Genomic DNA, 26,387 nt, shown 5'->3' with positions numbered 1-26,387 from the left:
ATGCAAAGAACCATCCTCGTCGTCTGCCTCGGCAATGTCTGCCGCAGCCCGATGGCGGCCGTGCTGCTCAACCGCGCCCTGCCTGACTGCAGGGTGACCTCCGCCGGGCTGGCGCCACCGGTCGGCGCCGCGGCGGATCCGCGCGTCGTGCGCTTGCTGGCCAATGAAGGCTGCAGCCTGGCCGGCCACCGCGCCCGCGCCGTGGACAATGCCCTGGTGGAATCCGCGGACCTGGTACTGGTCATGGAGAGCCTCCAGCGGGAAACGCTGGAGGAGCGCTTCCCGCAATCGCGCGGCAAGACGTTCAGGCTTTGCGAAGGACTGGACCTCGACATACCCGACCCATACGGCTGCTCGCAGCAGATGTTCAGCATCGTCCTGGAATTGATCAAGCAGGGAATCTCGTCATGGTCGTCGCAACTGGAGAGGGAGAGCTCCGTTGCCGCGACTGACAGCCACAGGGAGGCGACATGAGAACGATAAGCAAGCGCGATGACGCGATCGAGGAAACCGTCGAGCGCGAGAAATCCATCGACCTGACCTCGTATCTCGACATCCTGGTCCGCTACCGCTGGACGTTCCTGGGCACCGCCGTCGTCATCGTGGCGCTGGGCCTGCTCTATGCGATGGTCGCCACGCCGGTCTACCGCTCCGACGTCGTGGTCCAGGTGGAAGAGACCAATAGCCCGCTGAGCAATGCCAGCAAGCTGTCCACGTCGATATCGCCCGGGCTGGACATCAAGCCGGAGGCCTCGGCGGAGATTGAACTGCTGCGCTCCCGGATGGTCGTCGGCAAGGCCATAGCGGCGCTGCGTCTCGATATCGAAGCACGGCCGCGCTACTTTCCGCTGGTCGGTCCCGCCATCGCGCACTTCAACCAGCGCTTGTCCGAGCCTGGCCTGTTCGGATGGGGTGGCTACGCCTGGGGCCGCGAAGCGATTGCCGTGCAGCAGCTGGACGTGCCGGAGTCGATGGAGGATCGCAGGATCCTGCTGACGGCGACCGGCGACGCAGGCTACTCGGTGTCGTTCAATGGCGGCGAGGTCCAGGCCAACGGCAAGGTTGGCCAGCTTCTCTCTGTCGCCACCCCGGCTGGTCCGATGCACCTGCTGGTCAGCAAGCTCGACGCGCGCAGCGGCGTCCGCTTCGACCTGCGCCGGGTGCCGCGCAGCGCGGCAATCGCCAGCTTGCAGAGCAGGCTGGTGATCACCGAGCGCGGCAGACAAAGCGGCGTGATCGGCATCTCGCTGGAAGGCGGCGACCCCAGGATGGTGGCTGGCACCCTCAACGAAATCGCCAACGCCTACGTGGAGCAGAACGTGCTGCGCAAGGCCGCCGAAGCGGAGAAGTCGCTGGCCTTCCTGGAGCAGCAGCTGCCGCAGCTCAGGCAGCAGGTCGAAACCTCGGAGAACCGCTACAACGCCATGCGCAACCAGCGCGGCACCGTCGACCTGCCCGAGGAATCCAGGCTGATGCTGAACCAGTCGGTGCAGCTCCAGACCAAACTGCAGGAGCTGCGCCAGAAGCGGCAGGAACTGGACGCACGCTTCACGCCCAGCCATCCGATCATCTCGCTGATCGACGGCCAGATCGCCAGCGTCAACGCGCAGATCAACGGCCTGGCCGGCCGCATCCAGAAGCTGCCTGACGTCGAGCAGAACGTACTGCGCCTGATGCGCGACGTGAAAGTCAGCACCGAGATGCTCCAGTCGCTGCTGAACGACATGCAGCAGCTCAAGCTGATGAAGGCCAGCAAGGTCGGCACCTCGCGCCTGGTCGATGCGGCGGAAGTGCCGATCAACCCGATCCGCCCGAACCGCGAGGTGATTGCCACGCTGGCGGTCGTGCTCGGCCTGTTCGCCGGCCTGGCGGGGGTCATCCTGCGCCACGCCTTCAACGGCGGCGTGGCGGATGCCGATGAGATCGAGCGGCGCACGGGCATGGTGGTCTACACCACGATCCCCTTTACCGCGCAGGAGGCACAGACGCAGGACGACGCCAACGGTGGCGGGCTGCTGGTGCGCCGGCAGCCTGACGATCCCGCCGTGGAGACGCTGCGCAGCTTCCGCACCGCCCTGCAGTTCGCACTGGCCGGGAACAAGAACCGGACCGTGGTCATCACCGGGCCCGCGCCCGGTGTGGGCAAGTCCTTCATCTGCGCGAACTTCTCGGCGATCGCCGCCAGCGGCAAGCGCGTGGTGCTGATCGACGCCGACCTGCGGCGCGGGTCCCTGCATCGCCGCTTTGGCGCCCGGCGCACGCCGGGGCTCACCGAACTGCTGCTGGGTGCGCCGTTCGAGCAAGTCGTGCAAAGGGAAGTGGCGCCCGGCCTGGACTTCATTTCGACGGGCAGCGAGCCGCCGCATGCCGCGGATGTCCTGCTCAGCCCGGCGATGGAGAACCTGATCGACACGCTCACGCTGCGTTACGACCTGGTCATCATCGACACCCCGCCGATCCTGGCGGCGACCGACGCCGGCATCCTTGCCGGCAAGGCAGCCGCCGTGTTCCTGGTGGCGCGCGCGGAGAAGACCACCGTGAGCGAGCTGCAGGCATCCCAGCGGATGCTCCAGCAGAGCGGAGCGGACGTCAAAGGCGTACTGCTCAACGGCCTGCGCATCGAGGGTCGCTGGTACCGCGCCCATTACTACTTCGGCAAGTACCGTTACCTCGGCGAATACAGCGGGAAACCGGCCAAGCGCGCCTGAGGGCGGCAAGGACTTGTCGCCGCGCTCCCGGCAATTGCTGGCTTGATTGCCGGCTTGATTGCCGGCTTGGCCGCCCTCCGTTTGCTGCCGGACCGGAGGGCTTGCCATTCGAATTCGCGGCGGCAGGCGAATGCGGCAGCCGGCTCAGGCAGCGCACTTGCATAGCCCGGTCCGCCATGCCGATGCCGGCCCTGGGCCGAGGCTGGCAAATCCACCGCGTCACTCAAAGGGGAGCGCCATGTCTGCTTCGCCGAAGCGAACCAAGCCGAAGCTGGTCCGGACTGCCATCGCCGCGGCAGTCTGCTGTGCATGCCTGCCGCTTGCGGGCCATGCGCAGACAGGATTCCAGGCTGCTGCCAGGAGCCCGAATGAAGCCGGAGATCCTTGCCCGCTGCTGACCGCCGAGAAACGCGCCTATCCCGGCGCGATCGTGAAGTCCATCACCGCCTACGGGGCCAGGGGGGATGGCGTGACGGACGACTATGCTGCCTTCCAGAGAATGGCGGCAGAGATTTCCAACTACAGGTATATCAAGCGCAAGATCGTTTATTTCCCCAAGGGCACCTACAACATCGATCGCTTCGCGATCGCCGGCGGCCCCGCCGCGAACGGCATCCAGAATATCCGGCTGGCGAAAGCCAGCAACTTCAGCCTGATCGGCTGCACCGGTTCCGTGGTTTCCTTCAAGGGAGACTTCACCATCACCAACGACAAGAGCGGCGGTCAGTCCTGGTATTCCTACCGGCACCAGCTCGGGTTCGAGATCAGGCATTCCACCAATTTCAAGATTTCGGGCCTGGAGCTCTACGGCAACGTGGACAAGATGTCGCGGCCGCCGTCGCCGGATGGCAGGCCGCTGAGTGAAACGTCTTCACACGGCATCCAGACGAACGCGAGTTCCAACTATGAACTCAGCCACCTGAAGATCCATCACTTTGCCTGCGACGGCCTGTACATCGGCGGGGAGTTCACCGCCGATCGCAACGGCATCATCCACAATGTGGATTCGTACAACAATGCCCGCCAGGGGATGAGCATCATGCAGGCCAGGGGCTTGCGGGTCACCAGGTCCTCGTTCCGCGACACTGGCGTCACCGGTGGGGCCTACCCTACGCATGCGCCCGCCGCCGGAGTGGATATCGAGCCCGACGCGCCAGCCGAGCGGGTGACGGCGCGAACGGGCGACATCGTCTTCGATGCCTGCCGCTTCGTGAACAACAAGGGCTCGCAGTTCGTCGGCGGCGACAATGGCAGGAACACCGAGAACGTCACCATCCGGAACTCGGAAATCGTGGGCCGCGCCGGCAACAAGCATCCCTACGTGATGATCCTGTCAGCGCCGGGATCGGTCATCGAGAACAACGTGATCGATACCGTCGATGGCGGGGTCTACCCCTCGTTTTCAGAGGGTATCGGCGACATGAACACGGTGAACACCATCGTCCGGGGCAACACCATCAGGAGCAGCGGCGTCGGGCTCCAGGCACTCGATGTCGGGGCCAGGGTCCTGATCGAGAACAACACGCTCATCAGCACCCACACGCCGGACTACCGTGACGATTTTCCCAATATCAGGGCCGGCGTTGCCAGCTTCTCCGGCAACAGGATCGCCTATCCCCGGCAGAATTTCGGCACCAAATCCGTGGTCGGCATCATCAAGGCATCCACGTTCAGGAACAACTCGATTACGACGGACCTGACTGGCGGCAACTACACGATCAAGGTCGGCGCAGGCACCGATACGGCAAACAACGACGTTGGCGCGCACATCCGGTTTGCGCCGTAATGCCTGCGGTAACGCCAGCGCACCGCCGTTCCTGGCGGTGCGCTTCATCCCCTGGTAGCCGGCACGCGCGCGGACCGCACGCAGAAACGGGTACGCCGGGGTACGCCCGCGCTCGGCCCGCTCAGGATCGCTTCGGCGCTTCCGCCTTTTCCAGGGCAAGGTGCTTGTTCTGCGCCAGCGGCAACGGCATGCCCAGGTAAGGGTTGATCGTATTGAAGTCCGACCGGTTGCTGCGCCGTGGCATGACCCCGTTCAGGATCCCGCCCGCCAGCCGCGCATTGGCATGCGCCAGGCGCTTGAGGGTGTCGTCGACATGGCCCGCCGCCGTCACGTCCGCGCGCACTACCACCAGCGTGGAGCCCGCCAGGTTCGCCACCAGCGTGGCATCGGCCACGGCCAGCACCGGCGGCGTGTCGACCAGTACCAGGTCGAAGCGGCCCGCGCACAGCCGCAGCGTTTCCGCCAGTGCCGGCAGCATCAGCAACTCGGACGGGTTCGCCGGCGCCGCGCCGCGGTTGAGCAGGAACAGGCCGCTGACCACGCTCGGCCTGACCGCATCGGCGATGGCGGCGCGCCCCGCCAGCACTTCGGCCAGGCCCGGCTCGACCGGCTGGTCGAACCAGTCCGCCACGCGTCCGCGGCGCAGGTCGGCGTCGATCAGCAGCACGCGCTGGCCGGCCTCGGCGAACAGTACCGCGAGGTTGACCGCGGTAAAGGTCTTGCCTGCGCCGCTGGCCGGGCTGGTCACCGCCACCACGCAATTGGGCGCATCGCGCAGCGCGAAGTGCAGCGCCGCGCGCAAGGTGCGCAGGCCCTCCACCGCCAGCGAATGCGGCGCGCGCCGCGCCAGCAGGTACTGGTCGTGCAGGCCCTGGCGCAGCAGCCGTTCGGCGCGCGCGCGCTCACCCTCGGGCGCCTCCGCGGTGTCGGCATCGATCATCTCGGTGCCTGGCTCGGGCCAGCCCAGGCGCGCTTCGGTCGGCAGCGTGAAGCCCGCGGCAATGCCCAGGCGGCGCTTGGTTTCGATCTGGCGCTCCAGCTCGCCCTGCTCGTTGCTGAAGGCGATGTCGCCGAGCATCGCCATGCCAAGCCGCTCTTCGGCATCGGCCGCGCTGGCCACCGACGGGCGCAAGCGCTGGCGCAGGTTGACGCCGGCCACGCCCAGGCACAGCCCGAGCAGCGCGCCCACGGAAGCAAACGGCCACGTGCCGATCCCGACCGACGTCACCGGTGCGATCGCGGCGTCGATCACGCGCAGCTGGCTGGAGCTGTCGGACAGCATCAGCGACAGCTGTTCGACCTTGCTGCGCAGGGTCATGTACATGTCCTCGGCCACCTTGACGTCGCGCGTCAGCGCCACCGATTCGCGCTCGGAGGCCGACAGGCTTTGCATGCGCGCATCGATCTCGGCGCGCTCGCGCGTCATCTGCTGGATCTGGCTGTCGACCATGCGCACTTCATTGGCTTCGGTGGTAAAGCGCTGCAGCAGCCGCGTGCGCTCGAGCCGCAGCGCGGCGATCTGGCGCTGGTATTCCATGCTGTTGTTCAGGAACGATTGCGCATCGCGGCTGGGCGCGAGCGAGCCGGTGCGCGCGCGGTAGCGCGTCAGCGCCTCTTCCGCGCGGGTCAGCTCGGCCTGCACGCGCGGCAGTTCGTTCGACAGGAAGGCCAGCGTGCCGGCGGCGTCCTCGCGGCGCTTGGTGGTCTGTCCGTCGATATAGGCGCGCGTGACGCCGTTGACCAGCTCGGCGGTAAGCTGGCGGTCCGCATACTGCCAGCCCACGCGGACCGTGCCGCCCGGCTGCGCCGGTGCGCTGCCCGGACTCGCGGACGTCTGCGCGCCTTCGCTCTCGACCTGCAGGCCCCTGCGCACGGCCTCGGCGGTGCGCGCGAGGTCATGCCGCGTCAGCGCGAAGCGCGTGCCGGGCGCGGCCTCGATGCGGTCCACGCGCAGCGTCACGCCGTTGCCGCTGGCGGTCTGGCCGACACGGCCCTCGAGCAGCAGCACGTCCTGGTTGAAAAGCCGGTAGGCGCCGTCGCGGCGCGTCTCGAACAGCAGTGGCTGGTCGACCAGGTCTTCGGGCACGGTCATGGTGTCGACCACCAGGCGTTCGCCGCCCCACGCATAACCCTGGCTCACCGGCCAGGTTCCGCGCACTTGGCCAGGCGTGGCAAAGCGGTCCACCAGCGAGCCCACCAGCGGCGCGCGCAGCGGCCGCGCGGTGATATCCAGCCGCAGCCGCTCGACGACAGGCCCCACCACGGCGCGGCTCTTGAGCAGCCCGGCGTCGAAGCCGGCGGCGCCCTGCGTCTGCGCCACGCTGCGCACGCCGCTGTCGCGGCCCTCCACCTGCACCAGCGCCTGCGCGCGGTATTGCGGCGGCTCGGACAGCGCCACCAGCGCGCCGACGCCGGCGCCGACAACGCCCGCAGCGACGATCCAGCCCATGTGGTCCATCAGTGCGCGCGCCTGGCGCGTGCTGGCGGGCTGGGCTTCGCGCCGGGGGGCCGCACCTTCCGCCGGCGCACCGGCATATGACAGTCTGCTCACGGGTACCGCTCCTCAAATGGGATCAGCGCGGCGTCGTGCGCCGCGCGTGGTCAGCCGCACGCCGCCAGTGGCAGCCGGCAGCGCCGTTCAGGCGCTGGCCAGCGCGGGCAGCAGCCGGTCATATTCGCGCTTGACCAGCTTGTAGCATTCGCACGAATGCTTCTCCAGGCCGCAGCGGTCCAGTACCGTGATATGGCCGCGGCTGTGGTGGATCAATCCCAGGTCCTCCAGCTTGCCCGCGGCCTCGGTCACGCCTTCGCGGCGCACGCCGAGCATGTTGGCGATGACCTGCTGCGTGATCACCAGCTCGTTGGAACTGAGCCGGTCGATCGCCAGCAGCAGCCAGCGGCACAGTTGCTTGTTCAGCGAGTGGTGGCGGTTGCACGCGGCAGTCTGTGCAATCTGCGTCAGCATCGCCTGCACATACAGCAGCGTCACGCGCTGCAGCGTGGGCAGGCGCGGCAGCTCGGCGCGCAGCATGCGTGCGGGAATGCGGTAAGCCAGGCCGGGGCTGCGCACTTCGACGCGGCTGGGCATGGTGTCGCCGCCGGTGACCACCGGGATGCCGACCAGGCCTTCATGGCCGACCGCGGCGATCTCGACGGTCGCGCCGTCTTCGAGCAGCGACAGCAACGAAACCACCGCGGTGGTTGGAAAGTAGACGTGGACGATGCGCTGGCCGGAATCGGTGAGCAACTCCCCGGCGCGCAGCCGGACCAGCTCGAAATGCTGGGCCAGCGTTTCCCACTCGCCACGCGGCAACGCGCTGAGCAGGTGATTGACATGCAGTTCCGACCGATGCGTAATCATTTTTCGTACCCCCTGTCCAAACCCGTTTTCGGGAACAACGTTCTGCCAGCTCGGCGAACGCCACTCGGGAAAACGGGCTTCAGCCTTGCCGGTCGCCGTTCAGCGCCGGCATGGCCGGCATGACTGGTATCCGACTGCCTGGCTGCGCCGCGTTGACCCTGTTGACCTGCCGCGGCGCTGACTGCAAGCCAGTGACTCTATTTAGCGTCATGGAAAGACGCTGCGACAGTAGGCGAATGGTTGGGAAGCGCTCATCCATCGGGAGGTTGGCCGGAAAGCCGAGCGGAAGGCCCGGCCGCGCCCGATCAACGTGCGGCGCGCGGCATCGGTGCCGGCAGGCGCCGGGACCTCGTGCAAAAGTCGGAGACGAGGGCAAGCGCGGGGCGGCAGGCGGAGACGTCCGGTGCCGGAAGGGGTGCAGGGGGTAATAGGGGAAAAAGGGGCGCGAGCAATTCGACAGGCTGGCATGGCCCGACCGCATCCAGCGGCAAGGCACGCGGAAGAAAGCCAGCCACGTTCCCGGCGGCGGCCACCACGGTGCAGCGCCAGCCACGCACTGCCGCCGCGGCAGGATGCAGCACCCGCGGCGCGCGGAAGCACAGGTGGATCGTGTTCATGCCCGACAGTTCGATCGCGGCCTCGTGCAGCGCATGCAGCTCATGCTGCTCATGCAACTCGGCGCCGCGGCCGATCGCATCATCCACGGCAATCACCAGACGCCCGTTGAACCACGCTTCGGCGCCGCGCACCAGGCCGCGCAGGCGCAGCAGCCGCAGCCCGTGTCCGGCAAAGCGCAGCCGGTACCAGTAATCGTGGCAGTGCAGCGGCACCGGTGCGCCTTCGCGCAAACGGCCCGCCGCATGCATGGCCATCGCGACCGAACCGGGCACCGGCGCCGGCAGCCAGCACGCGCCGTCGTCAAGCACCGCGGGCGACGGGGCCGCGCCGGGCAACGTCTGCAGCCATCGCCACGGACCGCCAGGCGCGCGCGGCTCTACGTCGGTGAAGGCGGTGATGGGTGTGACGGCGGTAACGGCCGTGAACGCGGCGAGGGCAGTGGCCGGCCGGCCGGTGGCCGCGACGTCGGCGGTCATGGCGCGTACTCGCCGAAATGCCGGGCCAGCGCCGGCACGCTGGCCTGGTAGGAGGCCTCGAGCTGGTCCAGGCAGTCTTCGCAGCGATCAGGCTTGCGGCTGATCACGGCGCGCATCAGCCGGAACTGCATCACCATCGCTTCCGACGCCATCGTGTAGCACGCTTCGGCCGCCTTCTCGGGAACATCCTGTCCCTGCATCACCAGCCAGCGCAGGTAGCGCGCAAGCAGCTCGAAGTTGGCGCCGAGCTGGCGCAGCACGCCCGATGCATAGTGGTGGAAGCCCGGCTCGCCGCGCGCCATCAGCCGCTCCAGGTGCGCGGGAAACACGGCGCGGAACTGTGTCACGGGATTCTGCTGCGGGCGGTTGCCGAGGTGCGTGCGCAGCAGCGCCAGCGAAGCGTCGAGCAGCGGCTCGCGCCCGCGCAGCCGGCCATCGCGGCGCACCACGTCGGCATGCACGAAGGGCAGCGTCTCGGCGCTGCGCGCTCCCGGCGCCAGCCGGAAGATCGCGGCGTAGTCCTCGCCGCTGGCCGTGTGGTAGCCGTCGGTGTGGTAGTAGCCGACTGCGCCCGCCTCCGGGATCAGCACGTCGACGGCGATGCAGGTTGGCGTGCGGTGGCGCTGGTAGCCCGCACCTGGCGGCGGCGGCAGCTGGCTGCTGTCGAGCTCGATCACGACGAGATGGCCGCGCGCGGTCTGCGCCGCCACGTGCGACTCGAGCGAGTCGTACAGCGTCAGCGCATGCGCGGTCAGCCCATAGAGCCGCTCCAGGTCCGCCACCGGAAAGCGACACTGCGTGAAATGGTCGGCCTCGAAATCCTGGCGCACTGCGCACGGCAGCGCGGCGACCGGTGGCAGTTCGAGTCCGTGCAGCAACTCGATCCACAGGTCGATATGGCAGTTGACGTGCGACCACACCGGATTGCCGCCGCGCAACCCGGGCCCGCCACGTCCACGCATCTTGGTGTCGCCGTACACTAGAGACCTCCGCGCCTGCCATGCCGATCCGTTTGCGGGTGTGCACGGTCCGCGCCGGACGCGCGCCCTCGCGCTCGCGTTCCGGTTGCCGTGCACTGACTGTCTGTTGTCATGCCCGCCTTCTCCCTGCACCGAGCCAAATGCTTGCGCCATCGGTCGTGACGGCGATCTTGGCGCGCGCGGTTCAGGACAGTCTGTTGGACGGCGCACAAACCTTGCAAAGGCTCTCAGGTCCAGCCATCGTTGCGTGGCGCAAGACCGCGCATGCCAATGGCACGCGCGCCTGTGCTGGTCGCCGCAGAGGTTGAGTTCCGGTTGAGCCGGTTGAGCCGGTTGAGTGGCATTCAGCCGCATGCGTGACGCGCATGCTGCTTCTGGTTGATACAGGCGCGCGTGCCGATTGGATATCGTCAAGAGGACGTGTGGGCGGGCAGTATTGCCCGCACGCCTTCAAAGCCCGCATGGTCCCCCGGTCGGCGGGCTTCTTTTTTTGTGGCATGGCACGGGGACGCGACGGCGTTCGCCAGCACGAGCGACGCCAGCATGCATGGGCATGACGTGTGGGTGCACGGCAATGGTTGGCGAGCGGGACTGGAAGCAGGCAGCACTGCTGCAGATGACGGCAGCAGTGATCGCGCCTCGCCCTGGCGCTGGTGCTGGCGAGGCATGCGGAACACAGCAAGGCGCCGCAGCGCCCTGGCTCAGGGCAGCGTGGCTGCCGGCAGGCGCAGACGATACTGCGCCATGATCAATGCGCGCAGGCTTTCCACGCGCAACACCGCTTCACGCTGTCCTGCTTCATGCGCGGCCTGCGCCGCGGCATGCTCGCAATCGAAGCGGCGACCATGCAGTTCTCCGCGATACAGCAGCGGCTGCTCGCCCGCACCAGCCAGCCGGATCTCGAAGCAGCAAGCCCATTTGCCCCGGCCCTCGCGCACGGCGAAGCCATGCACGACCAGGTAATCCATCCCGCCTTCCATACGACCCCCTAGCATCCCGGTGCGGCATGCCTCTTGGAACGGGGCCGCTCGCACGCCGGGCATCTCAAGCATAGTGCTTGCGCGCACAGAGCGCCCTCATCCGCAGGCTGTAATCCTGTGGTGGCCGAAGGAGTGAAGCGCGTGAGGGACCGGCAGATTCAGGCGGCGCCGACGCTGTCCTGGGGCGTTGCCTGAATCTGCGAAAGCGCCATGCGCGGGAAGCACTGGCCGCCAGCCCACACCAGCGCGGTCGCGGCGCAGACGATTTCGGCAGGCGCTGGCACCGCCAGGCAACCGCTCGCGCCCAGCAGCGCGGCGTGTACGATCAGGCCGGCGTCCAGCCGGTCTGACAACACCAGCCAGCGGCGCGGCGCAAGCCGGGAGTGCATCTGGTCGAGCAACTTGCGCGGATCACCGTCCAGTCCGCTGCAATCGATCAGCGCGATATCGGCCGGATCGCTGCCGGGCTCGTCCGCATCGGGATGACGCTGCCGGCCGGCAGCGCACTCCTGTAGCCATTGCGGCGCGCGCCACCGGATCGGGCGCGGCAGGCCCAGCGCTTCCAGGCGCCGCACCAGGGTGCGGCACATCATTTCGTTGCTGGCAATCAGGTAGGTCGGCATCGATTCGGCAATGGTGCCCACGGCCGGTGCAGCGTGTTGGGCCCAGGGTCAGAAGGTCAAGTGGCCGGATGGCCCGCCGTGGCGAACATGGCGAGCCTCGCGGCGAGCGCGCCCTGTCGCCGGGCGCCTGACGCATGGCGTGCGGCAGGCGGCGGCGAACGCCTCCCTGTCAACGTAGCAAGCGCTCCCCGCCACCGCCTCATGCTTTTGGTGGAGGCCGCCACGTCAAAAGGATGACCTGCGGGGATGGCCGCGGCACCGGTGCCGACCAGCGCCGGGATCGCTGCAACCGATGCCCCCCGGAGCCCGCATGCAGGGACGTCAGGCGGCCTGGCACGCGCCGAGCGGCCGCACCGCCGGCGGGCCGGCCCAGTCCAGCGTGGCGCCGCGCTGCAGCGCCACGTATACGGCTTCGCCCTTGTTGCGGACATGAAGCCGCTGGTACAGCGTGCAGGCATGGGTCTTGGCCGTGGCGACGGAGATATTGAGCATCCGGCTGACGGTCTTGATCGGATAGCCGCGCGCGAGCAAGGCCAGCACCTCGTACTGCCGTTCGGTGATATTGAGCAGATGCGCACCGCTCGACGGCGTTTCGCTCGTATGCACAGGCCGCGCAACTGGCGCTTCGCCGCGCAACGCATGCAGGGGCACCACCACCGGGGCGGCGGCGTGGCTGGTCGGCGCGGTCGGCACGGAAATGGCGAGCGTGCCGGCGGCGTCGCCGCGTCCGCTGACCGGCTCGGACAGCAGCAGCGACGGGAAGCACTCCCCGCCGGCCAGCACGAGCCGCACCGCGGCGTCGAGCGCTTCGGCGCTGGCGGCCTTGTGCAGGCAGCCGCGTACGGACTCCGGCAGCGCCTGCCGTGACAGTGCGGCGGCGGGCTGCTCGGTCAGCAGCAGCACGCGCCGGGGCCGCAGGCGCTCGCACAGGTCGTCGAGCTGCGCCCAGCCTGCCGCGGCGTCGGACGGTAGCCCGTAGACCAGCAAGTCGGCGTCTATCAGCCAGAGGTCGGGGTCGATCGGCGCGAGCGGATCGATATCGATCAGGTCGCCCGGGAGATGCGCTTGGGCCAGGAGGTGGCGAAGACCCAGGCGCAGCAGTGGATGGTGTTCGATCAAGAGGATGCTGGCCATGGCCGCTCTCCTTCTTATTACGGCAAGTCCAGGCCCTGCGACAAACCCGTTCTTGCTGTTGGACCGGCTTCCGCTATGCTGCGGCTCGTCAATCCATACGATCCGGCTTGTTCCTGGCCTGGTACGGCGTCCCGTCGGTTGCCGTGCCTGTCCCTTCCCTTGGAGTGCCGAATCGCCCCGTTTGCGCCGTTCGAGCCGTGCCTCGCCGGCTGGTGCCGGGCCGCGCAGCTCATGACTAACGCTTTAGTCACTTTCCAATCAGATTTAATAGAATCTAATTCTGATATTCAGCTTATGAAACAGGGGCGTCGAAAGCAAGCCACTGTTGCATTGCAGCGGGTATTCCCGAACGGAGACCTCCCTTCGTCCCGGCGCTGTCACCGGCAACCCACTGCGACCCTGTTTGCGCAGCTTAACCGCGCAAACAGGTGTTCGGGTGGCGCGTGACTGGCAGAATGCCGCTTACCTCGCATAGAATTATCGGCATTGCGCTTTGCTGTGCATTTTCGGCCGGATGGATTTCCGCTGAGTTTAAGTGCCTTATTAATCAAGGAGTTACGGCAAATAATGTGCCCTCCCCCACCGACCCTCCCGCGCCGCTGACATGTTGCCCGGATCGCACACCGTCAGCCTGACTCGCAGCGAATTCGCCGCCGTCCGCGCGTATGTCCAGGGCATGCCGGCAGCCATGGTCGTTGGCCGCTATCTGGCCGACGACGGCGATGAGGACGATGCCGGTGAATCGGCGCTGCGCACGCTGCTGGGCCTGCGCGACCGCATGGTCCAGCTGGCGCATCTCCATGGCCGCGCCGATCTGGCCGAACTGCTGGTGGCCGGTCCGGGCCGTTCCAACCGCGGCATGGATCGCCGGGTGGACGCGCTGGCGGAACTGGAACGGCTCGGTACGGCTGCGCCGCGGGCGGAGCATGGCGTGGAACTGTGGTTCGGGCCGTCACTGGCACGCCGCCTGCGCAACGCTGAAATTGTTACTATTAAGGCACTTATTGGATTAAGCAATGCTCGCGGCGCGGGGTGGTGGCGGCGCGTACCGGGTATCGGCGCCCTCGCCGGCCAAGCCATCAACCGCTGGCTGGCGGAGCACCGCGAACTGGTTCGCACTCCCCAGGGCAAGCCCATGCTGGCCGCGCACGTGGGTAACCGCACGCCGCTGGCGCGCGGCGCGCTCGCGCCGGACATGCCGCACCTGCTGCCGCTGGAACTTCTCGCCAGTGATGCCGGGGCACCGCCCGCCTGTCCCTTTGCCCACGGCGTCGTCACGGTGCGCAAATGGCTGCACGCCAGCGCTCACCCTGCCGGCACCACGTATGCGGCGTACCGGAAGGAGGCCGAACGGCTGCTGTTGTGGTCTGCGACCGAGCGTCGCAAGGGTCTCGCCATGTTGGACGAGCAGGACCGCCAGGCATACCTGGCCTTCCTTGCGGATCCGCAGCCGGCGGCGCGCTGGTGCGGACCGCGGGCTCCGAGGCAAGTCGGGGCCTGGCGGCCATTTACCGGGCCGCTGGGCGACGCCAGCCTGCGCCATAGTATGCGTGTCCTGGGCGCCTTGTGGGCGTGGATGGCGCGCAATGGCTACGACTCAGCCGCGCGATGGCTGCCAGTGGGCGGTGCGGCAAGAGGTGCAGCAGCGGATATCGGCATGGCGCCGGAGGCCGGGGATATGGCATCCGGACCGGGCACCGGCAGCGCTGGCGGTGGGGGAATTGTCGACGAGATGGGGCTGGCGCGCTTCACTGCCTGGCTGGACGACGAAAGCCGGCGGCCGGACGGCATGCGCTACCGAACCGCGGCCGCGGCGGTCGCGCTGCTCCGGGAATGCCGGCCGCGCTTTGCCGGGCTGGTGGCGCTTCGCTGGAAAGACCTGCAGGTCCTCCACCGGGCGCCAGAAACGAAGGGGGAGGAAGCGCCGGACGAGGATCGGCTTGCGCTCAGCGACATGGCGCTGGCGGCGCTACGCCGGCACTGGCAAGACCGGGGGCTGGATCTGGACGCGCCCGCTACTGCGGATGTGCCCCTGCTCGGCCCGCCCGCTGCGCCGCCCACCCGGCGGGCGCAGCGCAAGCTCGCCAGCACGACCTACCCGCCCTATTCGGTGCGAGGGCTGCATGCATTGCTATCGGCGGCAATTACCCGTTATCACAGGCTGGATGCGGCCTTCCCGGTCTGGTCTCCGCGTGACCTCGTTCGTGAGGCACAACATTGCCGGACTGCGCTGGCGTCCGCCGAAGAAGTTGGTACGGAGCGAGAGATGCCGTAGGGCTGGCGGTACGGGACTGGATGGGTGGCGTTTCGTTTACCACCGAAGAACTGGGTACGCTGCAGGATCTTGCGTGAGCGATCCTGCCACGGCCGGGACCTGGGGGCCCCGGGATTGGGAGGCTCCAGGAGTGCGGTGGTCTGCCATGGTCCGCCCCCCCGGCATCCAACTCATTCAGAGCAAGGTCTTGTCCAGCCCGAAGCGAGCCTTGAGCAGCTCGACCAGGTCCTCGCGGGCGCTGCGGTCGCCCAGTTGGACATCGAGGACGACGCGCCCCGAATCCCACTCCTTGATGGTCCCGAGCAGCTGGCCGCTGTCGGTCCGGATCTTGTATTGCCGGCTGTTTTCCTTGACCTTGCGCGACTTGCCTTCCTGAGCCTGCTTGCGGATCGCCTCGACTTCGCGGCTCGACAGGCCATCGTTGATGATCCGTGTCGCCAGCTCGCGGGTGCGCTCCTCCCCCGCCAGCTTGCAATACAAAGTCAGCTCATACCCCGCGGCAATACCGATCGCGCTCGGCCGCTCACGCATTACGCCAAGCACGGACTCGGGCAGGCGCAGCAGCGCCAGCGTCTTGTTGACCGTTCCGGCGGATATCCCGGTCAGCTCGCAGATTTCTTCTTCCTTCTGAACCTTGCCTTCGTCGAGCAGCTGCCGCCACGCGATCGCATTGTCCAGCGCCGACTGGTCCGAGCGCTGCTCGTTGAGCATGAACGACAGCCGGTAGAAATCCAGGTCGCTCAGGTCGTCCTCGACAAAGCACTCCATCTCGAGCTTGCCGGCTGACGCCAGCGCTCGTTTACGGTAGTGGCCGTCGATCAGGATGTAGTGGCCGGGACGCGACGGGTCGGGTGCAGCGAGGCCAGGGGTCTTCTGTCCATGCGTGGCGATCGACGCCGCGCGCTCCTGCACGACCGCAGGGTCATAGATCCGGCGGGCATTCAGCGGATTGTCGTGAAGCAGCGCCAGCGGGATGCGCACAAGCTGTCGGCCGGGCGCCATCTCTCCCACACTTTCAGCGCTGAAAACGCCAGCAGCATCGTTCGCCCTGCCCTGCAGCAGTCCATTCGGATGCTGCGAAATCGCTGCCTCGGCCCGCGCAAACCGGTCAAGCGTGTCGTTGCGGTGCTTCTCTGCCACCATGCCGGCGAGCATGCCGGCCTTGAGGCTTTTCAATTTTGTAGCCATGCCTTATTGCTCAATCAAAGACAACACTTCGTCGACCATCATGTCGACCTCCTGCACCGCCTCACGCGCCCCGGCAACGCCATGGACGGTACAGCCGATCGCCTGGCATTCACGGAATGCCGAGCGCGATCCAATCATCGAATTCAAAAGCGGCACCTCGCCGTCGTCCCCCAGGATTTCGATGGCCTGTCGTGCGATCGACACGCGCCGCTGCACCATATTGGCCATCACCCGAATCACCAAGGTTTCATTCTGGACTTGCGCATGCTGCGCCAGCGTTTTTGCAGCAACTGCCGCCCAGAGGTCCGGAGGCGACGGCACCACCGGGATGATGGCAAGGTCGGAAATCAGCAGGGCACTGGACGGCGCCGCCGAATGGACCGCAGGCGGACAGTCGACAACGATGTAATCGTAGTCGTGCACAAACTTCCGGACTTCCCGGTGCATGGCGCCGCCCGATGGCGCCAGGCCGATCACTGACGCGGGGAACGGGCGCTCATCGCTGGCCTGGGCCGCCCAGCGGGTGGCGGTGCCTTGCTCGTCCATGTCGACCAGCATGGATCGGGCACCCCTCAGGCCGAGCGTTCCCGCCAGGTGCATGCTGACCGTGGTCTTTCCGCAACCGCCTTTCTGGTTGAAGACGGTGATGATTTTGGCTGCCACTGCGACCTCTCTTTCAGCGCTGAAAGCGCGGTTGACTCTTAAGGCGCAACTGTAGCCAAAAGGAGGTGGCGCATCAACCATTTTAAAAATTTACAAATATTTCTTAAAGTACCCAAGGATGTCATGCAGTTTTTTGACAAGAGGCCACGCTTCGACAATAAATTTGCTTGAAATACGGCCGCCCCTGTGTCTAAAGTATTTGTAGTGCGCATTACGCCGCACATGACACCGCAATCCAAAGTGGTTATGATGCGCGCTACAGTCGAGTCAAGTCGTGTCAACCTCGTCGGCTTCCGTTCGGTATCTACGAGAACTCAACGTGCTTGAACGGTTGTTTGCGTGGTGTACTAGAACTTGCTTCGAAAAGGAAATTCTTATGGCAACCGGTACGGTCAAGTGGTTTAACGAGACCAAGGGCTTCGGCTTCATTACCCCGGACGACGGCGGTGCAGATTTGTTTGCGCACTTCTCCGAAATCCAGGGCTCTGGCTTCAAGACCCTGAAGGATGGGCAGCGCGTCACGTTTGAAGTCAAGCAGGGTCCGAAGGGCTTGCAGGCTTCGGCGATCAAGCCGGCCTGATCCAGCTCATTTGTCCGCCGCAGCATCCCTGCCGCGGCGGACAAACAAAAAGGCAAGCGTTCAACGCTTGCCTTTTTTGCATCTGCCTTTGGGTCAGGCGCTCAGGGGCCAGGGCTCAGCCCAGCTTGCGCACGCTGGTACGGGATGGCTGCAGGATCAGCGCCTTGGACGAATCGGCGTCGACCTTGGCCCCCGGATAGACTACCAGCACGTCCTTCAGCGCCTTGCGGAACAGCGCGCGGAACTTGCGCTCGCTTTCGGTCTCGGTGCCAAACTGCATTTGCAGGGCTTCCCAAGGGATCTCTGTGCGCCGCTGGATCGTGAAGAAGCGGTAGGTCAACCACGAATAAACGTCCAGCGCGAACGGCGACTGCTTCAGCGCCTTCAGTGCACGCATGTCCACCGGTACCGGGCGGTTGACCAGTTCGTTGAAAAACGGCTCGGACAGCACCACAAAGCTCTCAAACATCGAGCCCTGCCCTGGTTGCATCGGGTCCCACCAGGTCGACAACTGATCGGCCAGCAAGTAGCCGACACGGTCGATCGATAACGGCTCGTGGCTCGGGTTCTGGTTCTGGCTGGGCGTGGATTTGTTCTGCACGATCGCAATGGTCGCAGAGAACAGCCGGATCATCTGCTGGCGTACCAGCGTCATGGTGCCCCGCTTGCCGCCGGTAGCCATCGGGATACCGAGGTTGTACATGAACTCGGACAACGAATTGCCCAGCGAGATGCGTCGGTCTTCCACTGTCCCGGTGAACTCCCCCCGCTTCTTCTTCGCCATGATCTCCTTGCCGATCCAGGCAAGCATCAGGCGCGGATAGGAGCCATAGGGATAACCCAGCGAAACCGTCTCTGACACCAGCTTCTGGCGGCCGTTGGTGGCACGCTCCGAGCGCTGCTGCGTGAAGTAGCCAGGCTGGATCATCAGCGAGATATTGCCACTGGTGCGGGTCCATACCGGCGGCGCGCCCTTGGGCGCCCGATATGGCAGCGTGACCTGAACGCTGGCGCGGCTGAGAAAGCCAACTTCGCCACTTTGCCAGGCGTCTTCGCGTTCCATGGCCTGCGCCTCGTCAAACAGGCGCTGGAATTTCTCGGACGGAACCAGGCTGTTCTCGTTGCCGGGAACAATGATGCGGGAGGGCTCGGCATCCATGTCGAGGACACTTCGATCCCCCGTGGCGGCCGGGGAGCGTTTGATGGGCATATTGGCGTGCTTCGGATTACCCGCCTTTGTACGCGAAGCCGCAAAGGTTGTCACGCAGAAACAGGTACGCTGAAGTTCTGCCTTGCTTGCTGGGTTTTGTCGTGCGGGGACTCTCACGACTGGCAGCTGGGTGGCGGACGGTGGGCAACCCGCGAGGGTTGTCCACGGTGCGCAACCCAGTGACTACCAGTAAACGATACCGATACGGGTTAACTACTTGTAAACCGTATACGTGAAGTTCAGGGCCCTGATTCGTAAGGGAAAAAACCCCCTCTGCGAACCTGATTCTGCGGACAAACGTACTCGATTCTGCGAAGGCCCGAACCCGTATCTGCGACACACCGAACCTGTATCTGCGGAACCCGCGTACTGGTTTCTGCGGGGATAACCCCGTGTTTCCACAGGCTTTTCCACAACGGCGACCGCCCAAAGCGTACCCATTTCTGCGCCAGCCCGGGCGGTATACGCCGTTTACGCCTGGTTTACCGCTGGATTGCGCCGCCGAGAGGCCTGCGGCCCGGGTTATCCACGCAGAAAAGGGTTCGAACCCTGGATTGCCTTCAGCCGCCTGGCCGCAACAGCGTACCCATTTCTGCGCCAGACAGCTGGAAACCGTACCTGATTCTGCGTGACGAAGAAGAACCACCACGCTTTTGCTTCTGTGCACCCGTTTCTGCGGCGTACCCAATTCTGCGTCGATTGGCCTGTAGGCCAGAAGTTAAGCCTGCGTACTCATTTCTGCGGGGCGATCCCGAGCGGACGCGCCCCAACCGTACCCAATTCTGCGACGAAAACAGAGGGCTGCGGATAGGCGCATTCCCAATTCTCCATTCTACACGGCTCTCTCAACAAAAGCTAGCACTCACACTCAACGTATACGTCGATATGTCGTCGCTTGCGCAGGCGTACCCGTTTCTGCGAGCCAACCGGGCTATGCTTCGTCCCAACCTGGGTCGATGTGCCCGAAAGCTTCGGACGCCGTACCCGTTTCTGCGCGAGAAGGCGATGTGCAGGCCCGTGCGGGCGTACCTGTTTCTGCGGAGAGTCGTTTCGAACTTCTGGAGGACGGGACCTTGTGCACTGCAATAGGGTGCGTACCCGTTTCTGCGTGCTGTCCGCGGCCTATTCGTGTGGATATCTCAGCGGTCGGGCTGCCATTGGTGCGCCTATTGATGTGGCAAGCCGGCAACGTGGCGATGCCAGGCGTACCCGTTTCTGCGAAGGGCGCGAAGACTTGCCGGGTAAGCCCTGCGCCAGGCGTACCCGTTTCTGCGTGTTCGGCGGTGAGTGGCGAGGCTTCGGGGTGGCGTGCGTACCTGTTTCTGCGTAAGCCGACAGCAGCAATCCCGACTTGCAGCGCAGCAAGGCGTACCCGTTTCTGCGGACGGGGGCGTGGGAGCAGAAAGTGCGCGCCAGGACCGGCGCATTGGAAGGGGGAGGGGAGAGTGCCCGGGCTCGCTTACCTCGCGAGCCCGGCGCCACAGGCGGGCTCAAGCCGCCGGAAAACAAAAAACCCCGCCGAGGCGGGGTTTTTCAGTTGCGTGGCGCGCACATGGCGCGCCATGGGCAACGCTTACAGCGGGGTGATGTTCGCTGCCTGCAGGCCCTTCGGGCCGTTCTTGACTTCGAACTGCACGCGCTGGTTTTCCTGCAGCGTCTTGAAGCCGTCGGCGCGGATTTCCGAGAAGTGGGCGAAGAGGTCGTCACCACCTGCGTCCGGCTTGATGAAGCCGAAACCCTTGGCGTCGTTGAACCACTTGACGATACCGGTTTGCATGATTTGCTTTCCAGAAAAGGGATATAAAACGTCGCATGACGCACGCGCCATCCGACAAGGGAACTCAAGGAAAGGACACCATGGACAACCGAAGTACCAGACGGTGGCTAACGAATGAACTGTTGCCTCGTCGCTTGAATCTAGCCGGGTTTATACGGGGGATTGGGGCCAGCGTCAAGTTGGGGCCAGACCCGAGCGGGCCACGCGGGTGGGTCGGCGCCGTGCGCAGCCCTGTGCGCCCGAAATCCGCTGTGGGATCATCACGCCTTTTGTATATCGCTAATTCGTGTGCGCCGTACTGTATCCGGCCCATGCTCGACGAGAGTACGCTTGCCGCATGTGTGGCGCGCCAAGCGGCCAACGCCGCACCGGAATGCCTGCCGCGGACACGATAACGATACCAGGAGACTTAGTCATGTCGATGCCGGAACCCGCTTCCAAGCCGGGTACGCCTTCCGTCAACCCCTCGCGCGGCCAGCCGCCGCTGCTCGAGCGCCTGTTCAAGCTGCGCGAGCACCAGACCGATGTCCGCACCGAGGTCCTCGCCGGCATCACCACCTTCCTGACGATGGCGTACATCATCTTCGTCAACCCGTCGATCTTGGGCGATGCCGGCATGCCCAAGGATGCGGTCTTCGTCGCGACCTGCGTGGCCGCGGCGATCGGTACGCTGATCATGGGGTTCTATGCCAACTACCCGATCGCGATGGCGCCTGGCATGGGCCTGAACGCGTACTTTGCCTACACCGTGGTGAAGGGCATGGGCTTTCCGTGGGAGGCGGCGCTGGGCGCGGTCTTCATCTCAGGCTGCCTGTTCCTGCTGGTGACGCTGTTGCGCGTACGCGAAATGATTGTCAACGGCATCCCGCATTCCATCCGCGTCGCGATTACCGCGGGCATCGGCTTGTTCCTGGCGATCGTCGCGCTGAAGAATGCAGGCATCGTGGCGGCGAGCCCGGCAACGCTGGTCACCATCGGCGACCTGCATCAGCCTCCGGCGGTGCTGGCCATTGTCGGCTTCTTTGTGATCGTCGCGCTGGACCACCTGCGCGTGAAGGGCGCGATCCTGATCGGCATCCTGCTGACCACGCTGCTCAGCTTCGCCTTTGCCGGCAATACCTTCCACGGCGTGTTTTCCGCCCCGCCTTCGCTGAGCCCGACGCTGCTGAAGCTCGATATCTCGGCGGCGCTGTCGATCGGCATCATCAATGTCGTGCTGGTGTTCTTCCTGGTCGAGCTGTTCGATGCCACCGGCACGCTGATGGGCGTGGCCAACCGTGCCGGCCTGCTCAAGGCCGGCCGCATGGACCGGCTGAACAAGGCGCTGATGGCTGACAGCACTGCCATCATGGCCGGCTCGTTCCTCGGTACGTCGTCGACCACTGCGTACATCGAAAGCGCTTCCGGCGTGCAGGCCGGCGGGCGTACGGGGCTCACTGCGGTGACGGTGGCCGTGTTGTTCCTCGCGGCGCTGTTCATCGCGCCGCTGGCGGGCACGGTTCCGGCTTATGCCACCGCGCCGGCGCTGCTGTATGTGTCCTGCCTGATGTTGCGCGAGCTGCTGGAGATCGACTGGAACGACGTCACCGAAGTCGTGCCGGCGGTCATGACCGCGCTGGGCATGCCCTTTACGTACTCGGTCGCCAACGGGGTGGCCTTCGGCTTCATCAGCTACGCGGCACTCAAGCTGCTGACCGGGCGCGCGCGCAGCGTGCCGGTGATGGTCTGGATCATTGCCGCGGTCTTTGTCTTCAAGTTCTATTATCTGCCGGGCCACTGAGCATTCCTGGCGGCCAGAGCGGACGTGGGCAGCACCGGCCGCCCATTCTTTATCGCACCCCTTGCCCCACCGCGATCGGAGCGCAGGAAGGCCCGCAAAGCGTACCCGTTTCTGCGGGACGCCCAGGGCCGCACGAGCGTTCGCAGCGAACCCGTTTCTGCGGGCAGCGATTCAAGGTTCCTTGAATCGCGCGATACCACCTCGCCCACCACTTGTGCGTGCAATCGAGACCGCTGTCATCACCCGTTCGGGGCGCGAAAGCGTACCCGATTCTGCGTACCATGCCGGCATGGAAATGGCGCTCCGGCGGAACGACGGACGGGCAGCTATCCCATCCGAAATTTAGTCCGAAATTCGGTCCGAAATTTGGCTCGCATCCGGTCCCGAATTTGTCGCGGATCGCGCCCGCAAACCGCTTCCGACCGGCCAAATTGGCGGTGTGCAGGCCGGCTCATACCAAAGTATGAGATTGGGTGTAAGTCACCCACTCAGGGCTGGACAAACCGCCCCAAATGCACTGAACTATAGGCGTGGCAAAGAGGGGCGCGGCAAGGCGCCCCTTCTTGACTCCGGTGCATGCGGGGCTGGATTGCCGGAGTACACCGAACGCGCGTTGGCGCCGTCCGCCAGTCCGGGGACAGCTCGGATGAGACCGCCAGACAAGGCGGCAGGGCCACGACACAGGGAGCGTGCGGAAAACACGTGCGCCACGCAGACACAAATAACTCCAAGACTGACAAGTGGTATCCGCAGACGTGTAGTGCCGGGGGATGTTGTTCAACGGGGATAATCATGACCGCAGGAGAGATCCGGCGACCCGCCATCGGGCCCGTCAGGGAGTCCATAAGCCGATCCACTAGCCGATCCATTCACCACGCCTGGGCTGCTCTGGGGGAAGCCGCAGGTGAAACGCCCGCAAACCGTGCCAGCCGTGACGGCGCCACTGCCGACGTGGCGGCCCTGCTGGCTGACGACAGTGCGCTCAGCGACAGCGCCCGTGCCGCGGTGGAAAACCTGCTGCGCCGCCATCGCTTGCTGGAGGGCGAGCTGGCACGCCAGCGTGCCATGCTGCAGGAATGGATCCTGAGCCAGCTCACCTACAAGTCGCTTTACTACCAATACTCCGGACAGACTCCCGAGGCACCGCGCGTAGAGCTGATGCGTGAGAAGGAGGCGGTGCGGCGACGCATCCGCGATCAGCTTCAGGGGGGCAGCGGCTATCTCGCCGCGCCCGAGGAGCCGTCCCGCAGTCTGTCCACCTCGTGATACCGACGTTGCTAGCGGGCGCCAACCCGCAGCCAGTCCAGCCCCAGTCCGCGCCACGGCCACAGGCCCCCGCGCAGTCCACGGGTGCCGGAACCAAGAACAAGCCAAACGTCCGGGAGATCGTGATGGACCGACTGTGCAAGGCGTCACGCACTGCGCAGATCGTGGTCGTGTCGCGTCATGAAGATTTTGGTTTTGACCCGTCCAGCTTCGGCCCGGGATGGGAACTGCGCCGCGTGCAGCAGATCCGCGACGTCGAACGCGTGGTGCGGGCGAGCCCGCCCTCCGCTGGCGTGATCGACCTGCAGGCGGAGTACAGCGACGCCGAGCTCGGCCAGCTCGAACTCGCGCTGCAGCATTTGCATGTCACCTGGGTGGCCATCACCTGCGATGCGATGCTCGCCGACGAGCGCGTGCGCCGGCTGATCCGCGACTACTGCGTGGACTACGTGCGCACGCCGTTCTCGGTGCAGGAGCTGATCTACACGCTCAAGCACGCGCATGGCATGGCGTCGCTGCATGGCGCGCGCGTGCAGGAGACGGCGTCGCGCGGCACCATGATCGGAGAGTGCGCGGCCATGCGCGCCATGTTCCGCTCGCTGGCCAAGGTGGCGCACAACGAGGCGCCGGTATTCATCTCCGGCGAATCCGGCACCGGCAAGGAACTGGCGGCCCAGGCGATCCACGATGCCTCGAGCCGGCGCAAGGGGCCGTTCATCGCCATCAACTGCGGCGCCATCCCCTCGCACCTGGTGCAGTCGGAACTGTTCGGCTACGAGAAGGGCGCGTTCACCGGCGCCAACCAGCGCAAGGTCGGCTGGATCGAACAGGCGCAGGGCGGCACGCTGTTTCTCGACGAGATCGGCGACCTGCCGCTGGAAAGCCAGGTGGCGCTGTTGCGTTTCCTGCAGCAGGGCACCATCACGCGCCTGGGCGGGCACCAGTCGATCCCGCTGAACTTGCGCATCATCTCGGCCACGCACGTGGACCTGGTGGCCGCGCAGGGCGACGGCCGCTTCCGCTCCGACCTGTTCCACCGGCTGTGCGTGCTGACGCTGAGCATTCCGCCGCTGCGCGAGCGCGGCGAGGACATTCTCCAGCTGGCCAACGCCGTGCTGGCCGAGCACGGGCACGAGGCGCACCGGCGCATCCGCGGCTTCTCGGCATGCGCGACCCAGGCCATGATGCAGTACGCGTGGCCGGGCAACGTGCGCGAGCTGATCAACCGCGTGCGCCGCGCCATCGTGATGACCGACAACCGCAAGATCACGGCCGAGGACCTGCAACTGCACGGCGGTGCCGAACTGCCGCGCAAGACCCTCGACGCGATCCGTGAGGAGGCCGAACGCGAGGCAATCCGCAACGTGATGGCTAGCCATGGCTTCCACGTGGTGCCCGCCGCGCGCGAGCTCAACGTGTCGCGCGTGACCCTGTACCGGCTGATGCACAAGCACAATATCCGCGTGGAAAGCCAGCCCGCCGCGGGCGAGTAAGCGGCAAGGCGGCTTCGCAAGCGCCCTCCGCCGCCATCCGCCGCTTCTGAGGACGCGGGTGAGCACGCCGTTGAGCACCACGCAGCGCGCCACAGGAAAGGGGAACCGCCGACGTCCGCTCGCCGGTTCCGCCTTTCCTCGTGCCCGCTGGCACGTCAGCGCACAACCGCGCGGGGCTGGCCGGCCCCGCTCCCGCCTATGGCCGCATCCGTCGGGGCGGCCGCGAGGTTCATGCTGATCTTGCCGCGCGGCGTGCGTGGCGGGCCGTTGTCGTCCCGTTGCAGCCACGGCGGCGCGTCGCGCCGGTCCGGGTGGTCGCGCGCCTGCCGGCCGCCTTGCGGCGCCGCAGGGCCGGCCGCGCCTGGCGAAGTGTCCTGCTGCATATGCAGTTCGCCCCAGGCCCAGCCGAAGCCGCGCACATAAACATCATTGCTGACCGCCGCATGGCTGTTGGCGCTGGCGTCGTCGGGACGATCGAACCAGGTATAGCTGGCTGCCACGGCAGGGGCCGAGAAGACCGCCAAGGCGGCCAGCACGCCTGCGGCAGGGATTGCGGCTTTCATGGCGTCTCCTCCTTGTGGAAAAAAGTGCCCGCCGGGGGACGGAGCACAAATCCGCGCAGACAAGCCGGCTGGCATGCCCGCTTGATTCCGCACTAACTCCCGGTCAGGCGCGCCGCCTTCCGGCCGGGCGCCCGCAGGCTGCGCGCGTGCAGGCCGGACCCCTGGCCCGCCGCGCTCCGCCGGGGCAAGGTGCGCTGGCCGTGGCCAACGGTGCCGCCTCGACCCGCGCGCGCGGGTAGGGCAGCAGCGGCGGCGAAAGCAGGTCAGTCACCGAAGGCGGGGGGCCCGCCAACCGGTATGAGCGCCGGCGCGCCGTCATGCGTGAAGGCGGATGACGCATGGCTGATCTCTCTCCGCAGTAGTGTGGCTGGTTGATGGTCCGGACGCGCGCGGCGTCCCTGCGGATGCTGAGCGACAAGTGTGCCAATGGCCGCAAACGCTTGTGCCATGCGGGTTTGCAGCCCGCCCGGTCGCGCCTTGCGCGGCCGCGGCGGTGCCACGGGACCATTCGGTTTCGCCGTTGCAACGCACGCAGCGAGCGCCACCGCTGGCCGCGTGCGCGCATGTGCGGGCATGGCCGCCTGACACGCACGCCGGGTGCGGGAAAGCGCGCCCCGGCAGCGGCGCATTCGCCGCACTGCACCGAGTTGCATGTTTGAAACCGGAGTTACATCAGCCTTGCATTGCGTAACAGTGGGGAACACCGGCGAGCACGCTGCCCGCGCGGCGCCATGGCGCCGCGCAGCGTAGTAATAGCACGCAGAAACGGGTACGCCGCGGGCGTCCCTCGCGGCAGCGGCTGCCGTGATCGTCAGCGAGCCTGGCCAGGCGGGCTGGGTGCCGCTGGCAGGGTGGGAGCGGCAGTGGACGACGAGGTCGTGGCAGTGCCTGAGATGGGTTTGGGGCCGGGCTGGCTGCGCTCGCAG

20 protein-coding genes are annotated in these 26,387 nt (G+C 66.2%); 8 read left to right on the top strand and 12 right to left on the bottom strand.

Translation table 11 applies throughout. The annotated features are described in order from the left end of the window. The 3 genes from ACIP1U_RS17885 to ACIP1U_RS17875 all read left to right on the top strand — a co-directional run bounded on the left by ACIP1U_RS17885 (position 1) and on the right by ACIP1U_RS17875 (position 4,494). Positions 1 to 474, top strand: a complete 474-nt coding sequence (locus ACIP1U_RS17885; RefSeq protein ID WP_400317242.1) for a low molecular weight protein-tyrosine-phosphatase — start codon at positions 1 to 3, stop codon at positions 472 to 474. Beyond that, positions 471 to 2,708 carry a polysaccharide biosynthesis tyrosine autokinase gene (locus ACIP1U_RS17880; protein WP_400317240.1) on the top strand — a complete coding sequence of 746 codons (2,238 nt, stop codon included), beginning with the start codon at positions 471 to 473 and terminating at the stop codon, positions 2,706 to 2,708. Before ACIP1U_RS17885 ends, ACIP1U_RS17880 begins: the two co-directional genes overlap by 4 nt. A 238-nt stretch (positions 2,709 to 2,946) precedes the next feature. Continuing rightward, entirely contained in the window at positions 2,947 to 4,494 is a 1,548-nt protein-coding gene (locus tag ACIP1U_RS17875) for a glycosyl hydrolase family 28-related protein (RefSeq protein WP_400317237.1), read from the top strand. A gap of 121 nt (positions 4,495 to 4,615) precedes the next feature. Here ACIP1U_RS17875 and ACIP1U_RS17870 read toward each other — a convergent pair whose 3' ends face one another. The 7 genes from ACIP1U_RS17870 to ACIP1U_RS17840 all read right to left on the bottom strand — a co-directional run bounded on the left by ACIP1U_RS17870 (position 4,616) and on the right by ACIP1U_RS17840 (position 12,666). After that, positions 4,616 to 7,045, bottom strand: a complete 2,430-nt coding sequence (locus ACIP1U_RS17870; protein ID WP_400317234.1) for a polysaccharide biosynthesis tyrosine autokinase — start codon at positions 7,043 to 7,045, stop codon at positions 4,616 to 4,618. 87 nt (positions 7,046 to 7,132) lie between these two features. Continuing rightward, complete coding sequence (locus tag ACIP1U_RS17865) at positions 7,133 to 7,855, bottom strand: Crp/Fnr family transcriptional regulator (RefSeq protein WP_400317232.1); 723 nt, start codon at positions 7,853 to 7,855, stop codon at positions 7,133 to 7,135. Between the two features lie 305 nt (positions 7,856 to 8,160). Then, positions 8,161 to 8,949: a hypothetical protein gene (locus ACIP1U_RS17860; protein ID WP_400317229.1), complete on the bottom strand. Its 789-nt coding sequence runs from the start codon at positions 8,947 to 8,949 to the stop codon at positions 8,161 to 8,163. Then, the gene (locus ACIP1U_RS17855) at positions 8,946 to 9,929 is read right to left on the bottom strand and encodes a DUF1839 family protein (RefSeq protein ID WP_400317227.1); all 984 of its coding nucleotides are present in this window, start codon (positions 9,927 to 9,929) and stop codon (positions 8,946 to 8,948) included. Before ACIP1U_RS17855 ends, ACIP1U_RS17860 begins: the two co-directional genes overlap by 4 nt. Before the next feature lie 701 nt (positions 9,930 to 10,630). Continuing rightward, a complete protein-coding gene (locus ACIP1U_RS17850) occupies positions 10,631 to 10,909 on the bottom strand; it encodes a hypothetical protein (protein WP_400317225.1) in 279 nt (92 codons plus the stop codon). A gap of 158 nt (positions 10,910 to 11,067) precedes the next feature. Next, entirely contained in the window at positions 11,068 to 11,532 is a 465-nt protein-coding gene (locus ACIP1U_RS17845; RefSeq protein ID WP_400317545.1) for a DNA-binding response regulator, read from the bottom strand. Positions 11,533 to 11,853: 321 nt separating this feature from the next. Beyond that, entirely contained in the window at positions 11,854 to 12,666 is an 813-nt protein-coding gene (locus ACIP1U_RS17840; RefSeq protein WP_400317223.1) for a response regulator transcription factor, read from the bottom strand. Between the two features lie 604 nt (positions 12,667 to 13,270). On the opposite strand from ACIP1U_RS17840, the gene ACIP1U_RS17835 reads away from it, so the two are divergent. Beyond that, positions 13,271 to 14,941: a phage integrase family protein gene (locus ACIP1U_RS17835; protein WP_400317220.1), complete on the top strand. Its 1,671-nt coding sequence runs from the start codon at positions 13,271 to 13,273 to the stop codon at positions 14,939 to 14,941. A gap of 174 nt (positions 14,942 to 15,115) precedes the next feature. Here ACIP1U_RS17835 and ACIP1U_RS17830 read toward each other — a convergent pair whose 3' ends face one another. Next, positions 15,116 to 16,129 (bottom strand): ParB/RepB/Spo0J family partition protein, encoded by a 1,014-nt coding sequence (locus ACIP1U_RS17830; RefSeq protein ID WP_400317218.1) that lies wholly within the window; start codon positions 16,127 to 16,129, stop codon positions 15,116 to 15,118. A gap of 3 nt (positions 16,130 to 16,132) precedes the next feature. Further along, positions 16,133 to 16,792, bottom strand: coding sequence for an AAA family ATPase (locus ACIP1U_RS17825; RefSeq protein WP_400317215.1), 660 nt, complete (start codon positions 16,790 to 16,792; stop codon positions 16,133 to 16,135). A 376-nt stretch (positions 16,793 to 17,168) separates the two neighbouring features. On the opposite strand from ACIP1U_RS17825, the gene ACIP1U_RS17820 reads away from it, so the two are divergent. Then, entirely contained in the window at positions 17,169 to 17,372 is a 204-nt protein-coding gene (locus ACIP1U_RS17820; RefSeq protein WP_006159056.1) for a cold-shock protein, read from the top strand. Between the two features lie 115 nt (positions 17,373 to 17,487). On the opposite strand, the gene ACIP1U_RS17815 is transcribed toward ACIP1U_RS17820, so the two are convergent. Beyond that, the gene (locus ACIP1U_RS17815) at positions 17,488 to 18,582 is read right to left on the bottom strand and encodes a replication protein RepA (protein WP_400317208.1); all 1,095 of its coding nucleotides are present in this window, start codon (positions 18,580 to 18,582) and stop codon (positions 17,488 to 17,490) included. A 1,573-nt stretch (positions 18,583 to 20,155) separates the two neighbouring features. Beyond that, positions 20,156 to 20,359: a cold-shock protein gene (locus ACIP1U_RS17810; RefSeq protein WP_400317206.1), complete on the bottom strand. Its 204-nt coding sequence runs from the start codon at positions 20,357 to 20,359 to the stop codon at positions 20,156 to 20,158. Between the two features lie 415 nt (positions 20,360 to 20,774). Here ACIP1U_RS17810 and ACIP1U_RS17805 point away from each other — a divergent pair, with 415 nt between their 5' ends. The 3 genes from ACIP1U_RS17805 to ACIP1U_RS17795 all read left to right on the top strand — a co-directional run bounded on the left by ACIP1U_RS17805 (position 20,775) and on the right by ACIP1U_RS17795 (position 24,898). Further along, entirely contained in the window at positions 20,775 to 22,139 is a 1,365-nt protein-coding gene (locus ACIP1U_RS17805) for an NCS2 family permease (protein ID WP_400317204.1), read from the top strand. Positions 22,140 to 22,931: 792 nt separating this feature from the next. Then, positions 22,932 to 23,405 carry a hypothetical protein gene (locus tag ACIP1U_RS17800; RefSeq protein WP_400317202.1) on the top strand — a complete coding sequence of 158 codons (474 nt, stop codon included), beginning with the start codon at positions 22,932 to 22,934 and terminating at the stop codon, positions 23,403 to 23,405. 125 nt (positions 23,406 to 23,530) lie between these two features. Beyond that, positions 23,531 to 24,898: a sigma 54-interacting transcriptional regulator gene (locus ACIP1U_RS17795; RefSeq protein ID WP_400317199.1), complete on the top strand. Its 1,368-nt coding sequence runs from the start codon at positions 23,531 to 23,533 to the stop codon at positions 24,896 to 24,898. Positions 24,899 to 25,053: 155 nt separating this feature from the next. Here ACIP1U_RS17795 and ACIP1U_RS17790 read toward each other — a convergent pair whose 3' ends face one another. Beyond that, positions 25,054 to 25,461 carry a hypothetical protein gene (locus tag ACIP1U_RS17790; protein ID WP_400317196.1) on the bottom strand — a complete coding sequence of 136 codons (408 nt, stop codon included), beginning with the start codon at positions 25,459 to 25,461 and terminating at the stop codon, positions 25,054 to 25,056. Positions 25,462 to 26,387: the final 926 nt, after the last annotated feature.

The sequence above is a fragment of the Cupriavidus sp. NPDC089707 genome, assembly GCF_044748965.1.
Classification (GTDB): Bacteria; Pseudomonadota; Gammaproteobacteria; order Burkholderiales; family Burkholderiaceae; genus Cupriavidus.
The sequence above is the reverse complement of the archived record's forward strand: the minus strand, read 5'-3'. Positions and strand labels throughout refer to the sequence as shown.

Excerpts from the sequence above, each read along its gene's own strand:
- ACIP1U_RS17885 (WP_400317242.1), top strand. The coding sequence starts at position 1 with ATGCAAAGAACCATCCTCGTCGTCTGCCTCGGCAATGTCTGCCGCAGC.
- ACIP1U_RS17880 (WP_400317240.1), top strand. The coding sequence starts at position 471 with ATGAGAACGATAAGCAAGCGCGATGACGCGATCGAGGAAACCGTCGAG.
- ACIP1U_RS17875 (WP_400317237.1), top strand. The coding sequence starts at position 2,947 with ATGTCTGCTTCGCCGAAGCGAACCAAGCCGAAGCTGGTCCGGACTGCC.
- ACIP1U_RS17865 (WP_400317232.1), bottom strand. The coding sequence starts at position 7,855 with ATGATTACGCATCGGTCGGAACTGCATGTCAATCACCTGCTCAGCGCG.
- ACIP1U_RS17860 (WP_400317229.1), bottom strand. The coding sequence starts at position 8,949 with ATGACCGCCGACGTCGCGGCCACCGGCCGGCCGGCCACTGCCCTCGCC.
- ACIP1U_RS17850 (WP_400317225.1), bottom strand. The coding sequence starts at position 10,909 with ATGGAAGGCGGGATGGATTACCTGGTCGTGCATGGCTTCGCCGTGCGC.
- ACIP1U_RS17845 (WP_400317545.1), bottom strand. The coding sequence starts at position 11,532 with ATGCCGACCTACCTGATTGCCAGCAACGAAATGATGTGCCGCACCCTG.
- ACIP1U_RS17840 (WP_400317223.1), bottom strand. The coding sequence starts at position 12,666 with ATGGCCAGCATCCTCTTGATCGAACACCATCCACTGCTGCGCCTGGGT.
- ACIP1U_RS17835 (WP_400317220.1), top strand. The coding sequence starts at position 13,271 with ATGTTGCCCGGATCGCACACCGTCAGCCTGACTCGCAGCGAATTCGCC.
- ACIP1U_RS17830 (WP_400317218.1), bottom strand. The coding sequence starts at position 16,129 with ATGGCTACAAAATTGAAAAGCCTCAAGGCCGGCATGCTCGCCGGCATG.
- ACIP1U_RS17820 (WP_006159056.1), top strand. The coding sequence starts at position 17,169 with ATGGCAACCGGTACGGTCAAGTGGTTTAACGAGACCAAGGGCTTCGGC.
- ACIP1U_RS17815 (WP_400317208.1), bottom strand. The coding sequence starts at position 18,582 with ATGCCCATCAAACGCTCCCCGGCCGCCACGGGGGATCGAAGTGTCCTC.
- ACIP1U_RS17810 (WP_400317206.1), bottom strand. The coding sequence starts at position 20,359 with ATGCAAACCGGTATCGTCAAGTGGTTCAACGACGCCAAGGGTTTCGGC.
- ACIP1U_RS17805 (WP_400317204.1), top strand. The coding sequence starts at position 20,775 with ATGTCGATGCCGGAACCCGCTTCCAAGCCGGGTACGCCTTCCGTCAAC.
- ACIP1U_RS17800 (WP_400317202.1), top strand. The coding sequence starts at position 22,932 with ATGACCGCAGGAGAGATCCGGCGACCCGCCATCGGGCCCGTCAGGGAG.
- ACIP1U_RS17795 (WP_400317199.1), top strand. The coding sequence starts at position 23,531 with ATGGACCGACTGTGCAAGGCGTCACGCACTGCGCAGATCGTGGTCGTG.
- ACIP1U_RS17790 (WP_400317196.1), bottom strand. The coding sequence starts at position 25,461 with ATGAAAGCCGCAATCCCTGCCGCAGGCGTGCTGGCCGCCTTGGCGGTC.